At 57.1% G+C, this 13,796-nt stretch carries 12 protein-coding genes; 10 read left to right on the plus strand and 2 right to left on the minus strand.

Going from position 1 to position 13,796, the window contains the following annotated elements; translation table 11 throughout:
- The first annotated feature begins 9 nt into the window (after nt 1-9).
- The 3 genes from ACR0MV_RS01250 to ACR0MV_RS01260 are packed head-to-tail and all read left to right on the plus strand — an operon-like array spanning nt 10 to nt 3,441.
- Nucleotides 10-1,044, plus strand: a complete 1,035-nt coding sequence (locus ACR0MV_RS01250) for an LLM class flavin-dependent oxidoreductase (RefSeq protein ID WP_170425461.1) — start codon at nt 10-12, stop codon at nt 1,042-1,044.
- Between the two features lie 8 nt (nt 1,045-1,052).
- Nucleotides 1,053-2,531: an aldehyde dehydrogenase gene (locus ACR0MV_RS01255; RefSeq protein WP_480700745.1), complete on the plus strand. Its 1,479-nt coding sequence runs from the start codon at nt 1,053-1,055 to the stop codon at nt 2,529-2,531.
- Between the two features lie 43 nt (nt 2,532-2,574).
- Nucleotides 2,575-3,441, plus strand: coding sequence for an urea carboxylase-associated family protein (locus tag ACR0MV_RS01260; protein ID WP_480700746.1), 867 nt, complete (start codon nt 2,575-2,577; stop codon nt 3,439-3,441).
- Here the strand turns inward: ACR0MV_RS01260 and argE are convergent.
- Complete coding sequence (gene argE / locus ACR0MV_RS01265; RefSeq protein ID WP_480700747.1) at nt 3,438-4,595, minus strand: acetylornithine deacetylase; 1,158 nt, start codon at nt 4,593-4,595, stop codon at nt 3,438-3,440. The genes ACR0MV_RS01260 and argE overlap by 4 nt on opposite strands.
- A complete protein-coding gene (locus ACR0MV_RS01270; protein ID WP_480700748.1) occupies nt 4,592-5,776 on the minus strand; it encodes a M24 family metallopeptidase in 1,185 nt (394 codons plus the stop codon). Before ACR0MV_RS01270 ends, argE begins: the two co-directional genes overlap by 4 nt.
- 85 nt (nt 5,777-5,861) lie before the next feature.
- Here ACR0MV_RS01270 and ACR0MV_RS01275 point away from each other — a divergent pair, with 85 nt between their 5' ends.
- The 7 genes from ACR0MV_RS01275 (at nt 5,862) to ACR0MV_RS01305 (ending at nt 13,761) form a co-directional block, all read left to right on the plus strand.
- Nucleotides 5,862-6,905, plus strand: a complete 1,044-nt coding sequence (locus ACR0MV_RS01275; protein WP_480701226.1) for a pyridoxal-phosphate dependent enzyme — start codon at nt 5,862-5,864, stop codon at nt 6,903-6,905.
- Nucleotides 6,902-8,047, plus strand: a complete 1,146-nt coding sequence (locus ACR0MV_RS01280; RefSeq protein ID WP_480700749.1) for a M24 family metallopeptidase — start codon at nt 6,902-6,904, stop codon at nt 8,045-8,047. The genes ACR0MV_RS01275 and ACR0MV_RS01280 overlap by 4 nt, the downstream gene beginning before the upstream one ends.
- A gap of 47 nt (nt 8,048-8,094) precedes the next feature.
- The gene (locus ACR0MV_RS01285) at nt 8,095-8,751 is read left to right on the plus strand and encodes a maleate cis-trans isomerase family protein (protein WP_480700750.1); all 657 of its coding nucleotides are present in this window, start codon (nt 8,095-8,097) and stop codon (nt 8,749-8,751) included.
- 149 nt (nt 8,752-8,900) lie between these two features.
- On the plus strand, nt 8,901-9,992 hold the full coding sequence (locus ACR0MV_RS01290) for an ABC transporter ATP-binding protein (RefSeq protein ID WP_170425443.1): 1,092 nt from the start codon (nt 8,901-8,903) through the stop codon (nt 9,990-9,992).
- A gap of 113 nt (nt 9,993-10,105) precedes the next feature.
- A complete protein-coding gene (locus tag ACR0MV_RS01295) occupies nt 10,106-11,197 on the plus strand; it encodes an extracellular solute-binding protein (protein ID WP_170464009.1) in 1,092 nt (363 codons plus the stop codon).
- 70 nt (nt 11,198-11,267) lie between these two features.
- Nucleotides 11,268-12,545 carry an ABC transporter permease gene (locus ACR0MV_RS01300; RefSeq protein ID WP_170425437.1) on the plus strand — a complete coding sequence of 426 codons (1,278 nt, stop codon included), beginning with the start codon at nt 11,268-11,270 and terminating at the stop codon, nt 12,543-12,545.
- A 4-nt stretch (nt 12,546-12,549) separates the two neighbouring features.
- Nucleotides 12,550-13,761 (plus strand): ABC transporter permease, encoded by a 1,212-nt coding sequence (locus ACR0MV_RS01305; RefSeq protein ID WP_480700751.1) that lies wholly within the window; start codon nt 12,550-12,552, stop codon nt 13,759-13,761.
- Nucleotides 13,762-13,796 lie beyond the last annotated feature (35 nt).

A 13,796-nucleotide genomic window follows, 5' to 3' on the forward strand; every position in this document is an offset into this window, starting at 1 on the left:
AGCCATTTGATGGAGTTTTCACTGTTTGCCCATGTGGAACGTCTGACGCCGGACCAGCCGCACGATGTGCTGTACGATGAGTTCGTCAGCCTGGTGAAAATGGCCGACGATGGGGGAATGCGCGCGGTCTGGACGGGCGAGCATCATGGGATGGAGTTCACAATCGCACCGAACCCGTTTCTTTCGCTGGTCGATCTTTCGCATCACACACGCAACGTGCGGCTGGGGACGGGGACAGTTATCGCTCCGTTTTGGCACCCCATCAAACTTGCAGGCGAGGCAGCCGCAGCGGACCAGATGACTAAGGGGCGCATCGAGCTGGGCGTGGCACGTGGGGCCTATTCTTTTGAGTATGAGCGCCTGATGCCGGGGATGGATGCCTGGGAAGCAGGGCAGAGAATGCGCGAATCCACCCCTTTGTTGCCAAAGATCTGGCAGGGTGATTGTGCCCATGAAGGTGAGTTTTACGCTTTCCCGGCCGCGACTTCAGCGCCGAAACCCTATCAGGATGATGGTCCGCCGATCTGGATTGCGGCGCGTGACCCAAACAGCCATGAGTTCGGGGTCCACAACGGGTTCAATATTCAGGTCACACCGTTGTGGCAGGGTATGGAAGAAATCGAAACCCTTATGGGTCGGTTCAATGATGCGTGCGACAGCTACTCGGGTCCCCGTCCGAAGATCATGCTGCTGCATCATACCTATGTCGGAAAAGACGATGAGGACGTGGCACAGGGCGTGAACGACCTGCGTCGGTACTACAACTATTTCGGAGCGTGGTTCCTGAACAAGCGACCGATCCAACAGGGTCTGATCGAACCGATTTCCGAGGCTGAAATGGACGGGAACCCATTGTATACCGAAGAGAAACTGGCGCAGGACTTGACCGTCGGAACCGCTCAGCAGGTGATAGATCGGATCAAACGGTACGAGGATCTGGGCTATGATGAATTCTCGTTCTGGGTCGACAGCGGTATGACCAACGAACGCAAGCGCGCCTCGCTGGCGCGGTTCATTGACGACGTTATGCCGGCATTTCAGTGAGGACCATCATGGGAAACCTACCGCATTTTCAGCTTTTCATCGATGGTGAGTGGACCGAAGGATCTGACGCGCAGGTCATGATGTCCGAAAACCCGGCGACGGGTCAGGAATGGGCCACGTTCGCCTGTGCCGCGCCTCAGGATGTCGATCGGGCCATTGCGGCCGCAAAACGCGTTCTGAACGATCCGGAATGGCGGGATATGACGCAGACCCAGCGGGGAAAACTGCTGTACCGGCTCGCGGATCTGGTGGCTGAGAATGCCGCTCGTTTGGGTGAGTTGGAGACGACCGACAGCGGCAAATTGTTGGCGGAAACCGCGGCGCAGACTGGCTATGTCGCAGATTACTATCGCTATTTTGCCGGGCTGGCCGACAAGGTCGAAGGGACAGTTATACCCATCGACAAACCCGATATGCATGTCTTTACCACGCGCGAACCGATTGGTGTTGTCGCTGCGATCGTGCCGTGGAACGCCCAGATGTTCCTGACCGCGACCAAGCTGGGTCCGTCATTGGCGGCTGGATGTTCAGTTGTGTTGAAGGCATCCGAAGTCGCGCCAGCTCCGATACTGGAATTCGCAAAGCTGATCGAACAGGCCGGGTTCCCGCCCGGCGTTGTGTCGGTCATCACCGGGGACGCTGAGAACTGCGCCATCCCGCTGACCCGGCATCCGGATGTCGACCGTATCGCCTTTACCGGTGGGCCGGAAACTGCGCGTCACGTGGTGCGCAACTCGGCCGAGAATTTCGCCGTCACGTCACTGGAGCTAGGAGGCAAGTCGCCGATCCTCGTGTTCGAGGATGCCGATTTGGATGGCTCGGCCAATGGCTTGATCGCAGGAAACTTTGGCGCGTCAGGCCAAAGTTGCGTGGCAGGCACACGCGGGTTGGTGCATCGGTCTATCCTGAAGCCGCTTATCGAACGGATCGCAGAAAAAGCCGGTGCCATCCGTTTAGGTGATCCTTTGCACGCCGAAACCCATGTCGGACCGCTTTGCACGGCGGCGCAGGTCCGCAAGATCGAAGACACTTTGAGCAAGGCGCAAGGGCAGGGCGCCGTAATCCATTTTGGCGGAGAAGTTGCCGATCGTCCCGGGAACTACATGATCCCAACTCTGGTCGAATGTACGTCGCCCGAGACCGAAACGCTGAAAATTGAAATGTTCGGGCCGGTGATGTCGCTATTGCCATTCGACACCGAAGAAGAGGCTGTCGCCCTGGCCAACAATACGCCTTATGGGTTGGGGTCCGGAGTTTTCACTCAGAACCTTGCGCGGGCGCATCGAGTGTCGAAACGGATCAGGGCCGGGATCTGCTGGGTGAACACTTATCGTGCGATTTCTCCGATCGCGCCGTTTGGCGGGTTCAATCAGTCCGGATATGGTCGCGAGGCCGGGGTCGAGGCAATACTGGATTACACCAGAACCAAGACGACCTGGATCAGCACGGCGCAAGAGCCGATGGCGAACCCTTTCGTAATGCGCTAGAGATACGCAAAAGCAGGGCTATAGGCCGGGAAGGGAGGCGCTTATGAAACTTGCAAAACCAAACTTCCCGCCACCGCAAGACGCGTCGGAACGCAAAACGATCACGCCGGTTATCTGCTATCCGCCGGATACACTGAAGCAGCCCGATCTGGCCGCTTTGCAAAAGCTTCGCGAGGGTGCGACCAAGACTGCCGAAGCCACTGCGGCACCCCGCGACGCGGCGTGTATCGAGGTTCCGGCAGGTGCCTTTGTCCGAGTGGTTTCGGTGGATGGCCCGCAGGTCGGCGACCTGAACATGTGGAACAAACACGACCTGACTGAGCGGTTTTACTCTGGCAAAACCCGCGCACTGCATGGCACGCACCTGTCGACCGGTGACCGAATGTGGTCGAGCTTTCCCAACATGCGGCCTATGGCGACTATCGTTGCAGATACGTTGGATTGGTATGGGTTTGATGCCTACGGCGGCTCGGTCCATGACGTGATCGGGACGCGGTGTGATCCGTATACGGGGCGTCTGCTCTCTGGGGATAACTATCACCATTGCTGCCATTCGAACCTGACGCGCGCATTGGCAAGTCACTGCGACTTGCCGCTGCACGAGGCCGAAATGCTGGTGCATGATGTGCTGAACGTATTCATGTGCACCGGGTTCACCCGGGACACCGGCCAGTACTTCATGAAGGCCAGCCCGGTTCGGCCTGGCGATTACCTTGAGTTCTACGCCGAGATTGACCTGATTGTCGGGCTGTCGGCGTGTCCCGGCGGGGATTGCTCGTCGGAGCATTCCTCGGACGTAGCGGCCTGCTACCCGCTGTTGATGGAGGTCTATGACCCCGGCAAAGACGCACGCGCCGCTCATGTGCAACCGGATCGATCAAAGTACGACCGCTCGCACGGGACCACTTAGCCCATCAGGCGGCGTCCCAACCGGTTCAGCATTCGGCAGCACAGGTCCAACTGTTCGATTTCCAGAAATTCGTCCGCCTTGTGCGCCTGTGCAATTGAGCCCGGTCCGCACACTATCGCGTGGACGCCCAGTTTTTGGAAAAGCCCGGCTTCGGTCGCAAAGGCGACAACACCGGTTCCATTTGCGCCCGTCAGTTCTGCAACCAGATTACGGGCCGCGTTGTCCTCCATGGGTTCAAGGCCTTCGACCTCGGCGACAGCTTCTTGCGTGATGCTCGCCTCGTTGTGAACTGCCTGCATCGCGGGCAATAGAAAATGCTCGACGTAGTCGTCCAGCGTACTTTTGACGAGGTCCGCATCGCTGGCCTGCACGGGGCGCATCTCCCACGCGACCTCTGCCTTGCTTGCGATGACATTGTGCGCAACGCCGCCTGAGATTCGTCCGATATTGACTGTTGTCCAGGGCGGTTCGAACCTGCTTTCGGCTGGGGCGCGCGACTTGAGGATATGGCGCAGCTCCAACAGCTTTCCGATATAGCGCGCAGCGTACTCCGCAGCATTCACGCCGTCATCGGGGGCCGAGCTGTGCCCCTCCAAACCAGTGAACCGCGTCGTGTATTCAAAGCAGCCCTTGTGACCCTCGATCACCCTCATCTCGGTCGGTTCACCGATGATGGCGATGTCCGGGACTATGCCACGCTCGGACAGATCATTGACGAGGGTTTGTGCGCCAAGGCAGCCGACTTCTTCGTCATAGGTAAAGGCAAAGTGTAGCGGTTGGGTTTGTTTGCTGGTGTCTAACGTTTCGCCAAAGGCCAGAGCAGCAGCGATAAAACCCTTCATGTCGCAAGTACCGCGACCGTAGAGCTTGCCGTCGCGCTCGGTCATCTGAAAGGGGTCGGAGGTCCAGTCCTGATCGGTCACCGGAACCACATCCGTATGGCCGGACAAAAGGATGCCGCCCGGCATGTCGGGCCCTAACGTGGCAAACACATTGGCCTTTGCGCCGGTTTCATCACGGGTCTCGATACAACGCGCACCCAGCGCTTCCAGCCGTTGGGTCAGATAACTGATCATGTCTAGGTTCGAGTCCGCCGACACTGTTTCAAAGGCGATTAGGTCGGCGAGCAATTCTTTGGATCTTTGTACGCTCATGGCTTAACGAACAGCTTTCTGGGGCGATTGCAGAAACACTCGGCCGGCCCGGTTTCAGTGATCAGGATCGACTCGGTGATTTCAAGTCCCCAATCGTCCATCCAAAGGCCGGGCATGAAGTGAAAGGTCATGCCGGGCTCCAGAACTGTTTCATCTTCCGGGCGTAGGGAAATCGTGCGTTCACCCCAGTCCGGTGGATAGCTGAGGCCAACCGGATACCCGCACCGCGCGCCGCGTTCGATACCGGCCCGCTCCAGTGGTGCAGCCAGCGCTATAGCAATATCGCGTGCCTGATTTCCGGCGCGAGCGGCGTCCAGACCGGCCTCCAGCCCCTCGACCAAAGCAGCTTCGGCCCGCAACAGATGATCGGGCGGATCACCCAGAAACACGGAGCGGCAGAACGGTGTGTGATACCGGCGATAGCAGCCGGACAGCTCAAAAAACGTGCATTCACCCGATTTGAACGGCGCTCCATCCCATGTCAGATGTGGGGCGGCAGCGTCAGCACCGGACGGGAGCAGGGGAACGATGGCCGCGTAATCGCCCCAATCGCTACCAACCCCGGTGATCGCATCATGATAGATTTGCGCGACAAGGTCATTCTTGCGTATGCCCGGTTCTATGCGGTCCAGAACACCATCGATCACATGTTCGGAAATCCGAGCGGCCTTTCGCATCAGGGCGATTTCTTCGTCGGATTTTACTGCGCGCTGCCAATTCACCAGCGCGTTTGCATCGATCAACTCCGCCCCTGGGAGTTCCGCCAGCAGCGTCAGATGCGCCTTGGCTGTATAGTAATAATTGTCCAGTTCAACGCCGATACGGCCTTTTGCCAAACCTAATTCTGCAATCAGTGTGGCGAGGTCCTGCATCGGGTGGCGAACCGTCGATTGTACATATTCGTCCGCATAGCCATGGATACGATCTTCCGACATCCAAACCGTTCTGCGCGCCCCGTTGGCATCTTGATTTCTCCCCCACCAGATCGGGTCGGCGTCGTGCAGGATCAGAACCCCTTGGTGCACATAGAACGACCAGCCTTCATATCCGGTCAGCCACGCCATGTTCGACGGATCCTCGACAAACATGGCGTCCAGCCCTGCGGTAGACATGGCAGCGCGCGTCTTGGCCAATCTGCGGTCGTACTCGGCGCGGCTGAAGGCCGGATCAGCGTGGGGCATTTGGGGCTCCTGTCTGGGGCGAGTTCTGTTGACAGAACTTGACGAATACGTTCACGTCAATGGGCATCACAGGGAAGACACCAAATTGAAAATCTCATCCAATCCCTATCGCGGCGGTCCCAAGTTGATCGACAGCGCTCCGTTTCCTTCGACCAATGTCGCAAGAGCATCGGAGTTGATGGCGCGTTGTTTGCCCTCTGACGAAACCCCTTTGGTGCAGGTCGACGGACTGGCTGAGGTAGCTGACCTGTGGGTCAAGGATGAACGTGGTCGGATGGGGCTGGGGTCGTTCAAGGCGTTGGGCGCGGCTTATGTTATCGCACGTCACGCCGCAGATTTGGCCGTGGCACCGAATGACACCACTCTGTCCGGTCGTACATACGTGACCGCCAGTGCGGGGAACCACGGCTTGAGCGTCGCGGCGGGCTCAATGAAGTTCGGCGCAAAAGCCGTCGTCTACATTGCGGAATCTGTTCCGGAGAGTTTTGCTGATCGCCTTCGGGCTCAATGTGCTGAAGTTGTGCGAAGCGGCGCGGATTACGCCGCCAGCATGGATGCGGCTAGCCAGGCTGGACAGGAAAATGGATGGACCTTGCTGTCTGACAGTTCATGGGACGGCTACTATGAACTGCCGCATACGTTGATGGAAGGCTATCTGAAGATGGCCGCCGAAGCTGCCGAGCAATGTCCGGAAACTCCAACACATATCATGCTGCAGGCCGGTGTCGGCGGTATGGCCGGAGCAGTGGCTGCTTATGCTCGCAAAGTCTGGGGGGATGAACCTCAGATCATCGTGGTTGAGCCCGACTCAGCACCCGCGCTGCAGGCGAGTATCGATGCAGGCGCTTGCGTCTTTGCGGATGGTCCCGACAGCATCATGGGGCGTTTGGACTGCAAGGAGCCATCGTTGATCGCGTTGAACGGGTTGGCGCGCGATGCGGACCGCTTCCTGACGCTGAGAGATGACGAGGTTGCGCGTGCGTTGCCGGCTATGGCGAACGCGGGCATTGCCACAACGGCGTCCGGAGGGGCAGGCGTTGCCGCCGTTATGACTGCCGATGTGCGCTCCGCTTTGGGAATTGGCCCGGATGCGCGGGTTTTGTGTATTCTCTCCGAGGTCCCTGAATGAGGGGGTTTGACGCGTCAGAGTTTGCCATGCGCATGGAACGCGCGCAGATTATGATGCGCGACGCCGGCCTGTCAGCGTTGTTGCTGACCACGGAACCCGAAATCCGATATTTCACCGGCTACTTGACCCGTTTCTGGGAAAGCCCGACACGCCCGTGGTTTTTGATCGTACCTGCCAGTGGCAAGCCAATCGCAGTGATCCCGTCGATCGGGGCCGCGCTTATGGCAGAAACCTGGATAGACGACATCCGAACTTGGGCCGCTCCGGACCTGACAGATGATGGCGTCAACCTTTTGGCCGATACCCTTCTCGAGGTCACTCCAACTGGCGCCAGAATTGGTTTGCCCGACGGACATGAAACGCATGTGAGAATGCCGTTGGCGGATTTTCGGCAATTGCAGGAGGCGGTCGGTAAGCGCGATTTGTGCGGTGATGAGGGAATTGTGCGGGCGCTTAGAATGGTCAAGTCTCCCGCAGAAATCGCCAAAATCGAAACGGCCTGTTCCATTGCCGGGCGCGCATTTCATCGCGTTCCCGAAATTGCTGGTGTGGGTGTTGGGCTGGATACAGTTTTCCGCCGGTTCCAGATGTTGTGTCTCGAGGAGGGCGCGGACTGGGTGCCTTATCTGGCCGGCGGCGCGGAACAGGGCGGGTACACGGACGTGATTTCCCCGGCAGCCGATACGCTGTTGCAGCAAGGTGACGTTCTGATGTTGGACACCGGTTTGGTCTGGGATGGATATTACAGCGACTACAACCGCAACTGGTCGATCGGCCCGACCAGTGCACAGGTTCGCAGCGCTTACTCTACACTCATTGAGGCCTCGGACGCCGCATTTGACATCGCCCGTCCGGGTGCGACTGCCGCAGATCTGTTTCAGGCAATGAACTCGGTCCTTTCGCGCCACGATGCCGATACCGGAGCAGGGCGGTTGGGGCATGGTTTGGGTATGTCGCTTACCGAATGGCCATCTTTGATTCCAGGCGATCACACAGTGCTGGAACCCAGTATGGTTCTGACCCTCGAACCAGGGATTGCTGTTGGTGGAAAGATACTTGTTCACGAAGAAAACATTGTCATCACCGATGGGGCACCGCGCTTTATCAGCCCTCGGGCATGTCAGGAGTTGCCCGAGATATGACGCGCCTAGCTTATTCAATTGATGCCGACGACCTGACCGCATCCCCGATGGGGCTGATCGTTTTGCAGACCGACGAAACGCTAGAACCCGAGTTCGCCGCGTATTTTTCGGACCGGACCTGCCCGATTTACGTGTCCAGAATTCCCAGCGGCAAAGAGGTGACGACCGACACTTTGGCGGAAATGGAAACTGCGCTTCCGGTTGCTGCAGACCTACTGCCCAAAACCCGGCCTTACCGGGTCGTTGGGTATGGTTGTACTTCTGCCAGTTCGGTTATTGGGTCAGAGCAGGTCGAGAGAATGGTCCAAAAAAACTGTGATGTTGCGATTGTCACGAACCCATTGCGGGCGGCGGCAGCCTGTGCGCACGACCTCGGTGTCGGAAAGTTCGCCCTATTGTCTCCATACATTGAAGAAGTGAACGATCCCATCCGCGAGGCCTTTGCGCGAAACGGTATTTTGATGGATGTTTTTGGCACATTCGGCGAAGCTGAAGAGGCCAGGGTTGCCAGGATATCCCGGCAGTCCCTGATCGATGCAGCGACGAAGCTTGGACGGGAAAAATCGGTTGAAGCTGTTTTCATAAGCTGCACCAATTTAAGAACTTTTGATATTATTTATGAAATTGAAGAACGGTTGCAAAAACCTGTCTTGACCAGCAATCAAAGCCTTGCGTGGCACATGCGCAAGTTGAACTGTGACTGAGATTTACGCATTGGCACACTCAATCGTTACACGAATGACATATTTTGGTTGCGTGCTGCGCCCCGCATGTCCTTAAATGGGGCGGACAGGTCCTTGAGATCCGGATGAACCGGGCAGTCAAGGACCGCACAGGGGAGACAATTCGGTAAATGTCAAATGACGCAGCGTTCGTCGAGTTTCAGCATGTCCAAAAATCCTATGATGGTGAAATCCTAGTCGTAAAAGACCTCAACCTTTCCCTGCCTAAGGGTGAGTTTCTTACAATGCTTGGTCCCTCGGGCTCGGGTAAAACGACTTGCCTGATGATGCTGGCAGGGTTTGAAACAGCCACTCATGGCGAGATCATGTTGGACGGGCGTCCAATCAACAACATTCCTCCACACAAGCGCGGCATCGGCATGGTTTTTCAGAACTATGCCTTGTTCCCTCACATGACGGTTGCCGAGAACCTGTCCTTCCCTTTGGAAGTGCGAAAAATCGGCAAGGACGAACGGGAAGAAAAAGTCAGGCGCGCGCTGGACATGGTTCAGATGGGGGCCTTTGGTAGTCGCCGACCGGCGCAGTTGTCGGGCGGTCAGCAGCAGCGGATCGCGCTGGCACGTGCGCTTGTTTTCGAACCCGAGTTGGTTCTCATGGACGAACCTCTGGGCGCGCTCGACAAGCAACTGCGGGAACATATGCAGTTTGAAATTACGCGCCTGGCGCACGATTTGGGGATCACGACTGTATACGTGACTCATGACCAGACCGAAGCACTGACGATGTCGGATCGGGTGGCGGTATTCGATGACGGACGCATTCAGCAGCTTGCGCCACCGGATTTGCTGTACGAAGAGCCAGAAAACAGCTTTGTCGCGCAGTTTATCGGTGAAAACAACACGTTGGAGGGTGTGGTTAAGTCTATTGACGGTGACACCTGTGTTGTGGCGCTGGACGATGGATCCGAAATTGACGCCAAGCCGGTCAATGTGCATTCGGCTGGTGAGCGGACCAAAGTGTCGATCCGGCCTGAGCGGGTCGAGTTCAATAAGGACCGCCTGCATGCAGATGCGCACACACTGAAGGCGACCGTGAAAGAGTTCATTTACATGGGCGACGTATTCCGCTTCCGTCTGTCGGTCGCGGGCAATGATGATTTCATCATCAAGACACGAAATGCTCCGGACGCGGTCAGGCTTTCACCGGGGCAGGAAGTCGAGATCGGTTGGCTGGCGCAGGATTGCCGCGCGCTGGACGCCTGAGACTAAGAAACTACCCGCGCAGTCCGCCCGGGCGCGTGGGACAATCAGATGATCGGGTTGCCCGTGACCCGGTCTTCAAAGTTAAAATTAACGGGTATAACAGGGAGTTAACAATGAAAGTTACTAAAACCACTCTATTGGCAAGTGCGGTTGCCGCTATTGCCGGTGGCGCAATGGCCGAAGAGATGACGATCGTCTCGTGGGGCGGAGCTTATTCCAAGTCGCAGCTCAAAGCGTATCACGAGCCCTATTCTGAAAAGACAGGCGTTACCATCCTGAACGATGACAGCTCGGCCGAAGCGGTTGCCAAGCTGCGAGCGATGAATGAAGCGGGCAACATCACCTGGGATGTTGTGGATGTGGTTGCTGCGGACGCCATCCGTCTGTGCGACGAAGGTCTAGCGATGGAGATCGACCCAGACACCATGCTGGCCCCGGCACCCGATGGGACATCCGCAGCTGATGATTTCGGCGACCTGCTGGTTAGCGACTGCTTTATCCCGCAAATCGTCTATTCAACCACGTTCGGCTATCGTACCGATCTGGTTGGTGACACGCCGCCGACCGATGTTTGCGCCGTGTTCGATCTAGAAGCTTACCCGGGCAAACGCTCGCTGGAAAAGCGTCCGATCAACAACATGGAATGGGCTCTTCTGTGCGACGGCGTTGCAAAAGATGACGTCTATGATGTTCTGGCCACACCGGAAGGTCAGGATCAGGCCTTGGCCAAGCTCGACACCATCAAGGACAGCGTCGTCTGGTGGTCTGCCGGTGCCGACACGCCTCAGCTTTTGGCAGACGGCGAGGTCATCATGGGCTCGACCTACAATGGTCGTCTGTTCAGTGTGATCGAAGAGCAGAAGCAGCCCGTTGCTATGCTGTGGGATGCACAGGTGTTCGATCTTGATGGCTGGATCATTCCCGCAGGTCTGAGCGAAGAACGTCAGAAACGCGCGCTGGACTACATCATGTTCGCGACCGACACACAGCGCCTGGCCGATCAGGCAAAGTGGATTTCGTATGGTCCTGCACGTGCGTCCTCGGCCCCGTTGGTCGGTCAGCACGCTGAACTGGGTATCGACATGGCACCGCATATGCCGACCGACCCGGAAAACGCCAAGAACACGTTCCTGTATAACTATGAGTTCTGGGCAGACTACCGCGACGATATCGACGCCAAGTTCCAGGCCTGGCTCGCGCAATAAGCGTTTGCTCTCATGAGACTGTCGGGGGCGGCTCATCGCCCCCGACCCAAAGAGTACCCAAGGGGCACTGATGACTGACGCCACCCACCAAAACACCGGTCCAATGTTGGCCGCTGATGGAACGCCGCTCAAGCAATCTCTGGCGCGGTCGCTGCGACGACAAAAGCTACGAGCCCTTATGCTGATAGCACCGTTGCTCCTGTTCGTTATGTTTTCCTTCATCATTCCGATTGCCTCAATGCTATTTCGGTCGGTGGAAAACGGCATCGTGCAAGAGACTCTGCCCCTGACAGTCGAGGCGTTGCAAAGCTGGGATGAAAACAGCGGTGAACTGCCGGATGAGGCTGTGTTTGATGCCTTTGTTCGCGACATGGTGGTTGCAGTTGACAGCAAGACCCACACCCGCTTGGGCTCGCGTCTGAACTACGAAGAAACCGGAATGTCTTCGATGTTCCGCCGCTCGGGTCGTAAGGTCGGCAAACTTGACCCTGAAACCGACGGGCCGTTCAAAGACCAGTTGATCGAGATTCATGATGGCTGGGGCGACCCGAAGACATGGGCCGTCATCAAGACCCATTCGCCCGCCATCACCAACGGTTATTTCCTGAACGCTGTCGACATGCGCCGTACCCCTGAAGGGGCGGAGGCTCAACCCGAAGATAAGCAGATTTTGATCAAGCTGTTCGGTCGGACGTTGTTCATGTCTCTGGTCATTACCGGGTCATGCATATTGCTGGCCTATCCGATCTCTTATCTGCTGGCGAACCTACCGATGCGTGTTTCGAACATGCTTATGATATTGGTTTTGTTGCCATTCTGGACATCCTTGCTGGTGCGGACATCGGCGTGGAAGGTGATGCTGCAACAACAGGGGGTGATCAATGACACGCTGGTTTGGCTGGGGCTTGTGGCAGATGACGCGCGGCTTGTGATCATCAACAACCAAATCGGTACGATCATTGCGATGACGCATATCCTGCTGCCGTTCATGATCCTGCCGATGTATTCGGTGATGCAGACGATCCCGCCGTCTTACACGCGCGCTGCCAAATCTATGGGGGCCACGAACTGGACGACATTCTGGCGGATCTACTTCCCGCAATCGATACCGGGTATCGGGGCAGGGTCGATCCTCGTGTTCATTCTGGCCATCGGTTACTACATCACGCCCGAGATCGTCGGCGGCACCAAGGGCGTCTTCATCTCGAACCGGATTGCGTACCACATCTCGTCCTCGCTTAACTGGGGACTGGCTGCGGCGCTGGGGACGATCCTGCTTGCGGTCGTTCTGCTTCTCTACTGGTGCTACGACAAGATCGTGGGCATTGATAACGTCAAGCTGGGATAAAAACATGGCTGCACTTACTCCCATATCCCGCAAACCGTTGTCAGTGGTCCTACCAGCTGTCGCCATCGCAGGAGGCTTTGTCGGCATGTTCGTCGGTGCCGGGCAGGGCAACGTCCTGCTTGGCATTCTGATCGGCGCTGCTTTGATGGCAGGGCTTGCCTGGCTCTACATCACAATTCTCGACAACGAGCGGATCGCGCGCTGGATCACAATACTGGGCATTGGCGCAATCGGCTTTTTCTTTGCCGGAATGACGGGGTTGATCGTCGGGCTTATGGTGGGGTGGTTCTTTGCCTTCTTCATCTTTTGGCTTTACGAGGGGCGGTACCGTCAAAAGCTGCTGCCCTACATGACTGGTGGTCAGGTCTTCTGGCACTACTCCTTCCGGGTGATCTGCGGGGCGATCTTCGTGTTTCTGATCACGCCGATCCTTGTGGTGCTGCCGCTATCCTTTAACGCGCAAGACTTCTTCACCTTTACGCCCGAGATGTTGCGGCTGGACCCCGAGGGGTACTCGCTGAAACACTATCGCGATTTCTTCACCAACAACGAATGGCAGCGCAGCTTCAAAAACTCGCTGATCATCGCGCCGATTGCGACCGTGATCTCGGTGACGCTGGGTACACTGGCGGCGATTGGGCTCAGCCAGTCACACGTTCCCGGTCGGCGGGCTATCATGGGCATTCTGATCTCACCAATGATCGTACCGCTGATTATCTCGGCCACCGGAATGTTCTTTTTCTACAGCGACATCGGGCGTTTTCTTGAAGGCACGCTGGGGATGGATAAGAACTTTGTCGGCTATATCAAGGTCATCCTTGCGCACGCAGTCTTGGGTATCCCGTTCGTGATCATTACCGTAACGGCCACTCTGGTCGGCTTCGATCAATCGTTGACGCGGGCTGCCGCAAACATGGGGGCCGGTCCGCTCCGGACATTCTTCAAGATTCAGATGCCGCTGATCCTGCCCGGAGTGATATCAGGCGGGCTGTTCGCCTTCATCACGTCTTTCGACGAGGTTGTCGTGGTGTTGTTCGTTGGCTCAGCCAGTCAGAAAACACTGCCGTGGCAGATGTTCACCGGCTTGCGAGAGCAGATCAGCCCGACAATTCTTGCGGTTGCGACCATCCTTGTCGTGATCTCGATCGCGTTGCTGACGACGGTAGAACTGTTACGCCGTCGATCTGAGCGTCTGCGGGGTCTCAGCCCGGCTTGACGCGACTCGAAAGCTGATTTAGCGATTTTACCATG

The sequence above is a fragment of the Ruegeria sp. BC3 genome (genome assembly GCF_056539265.1).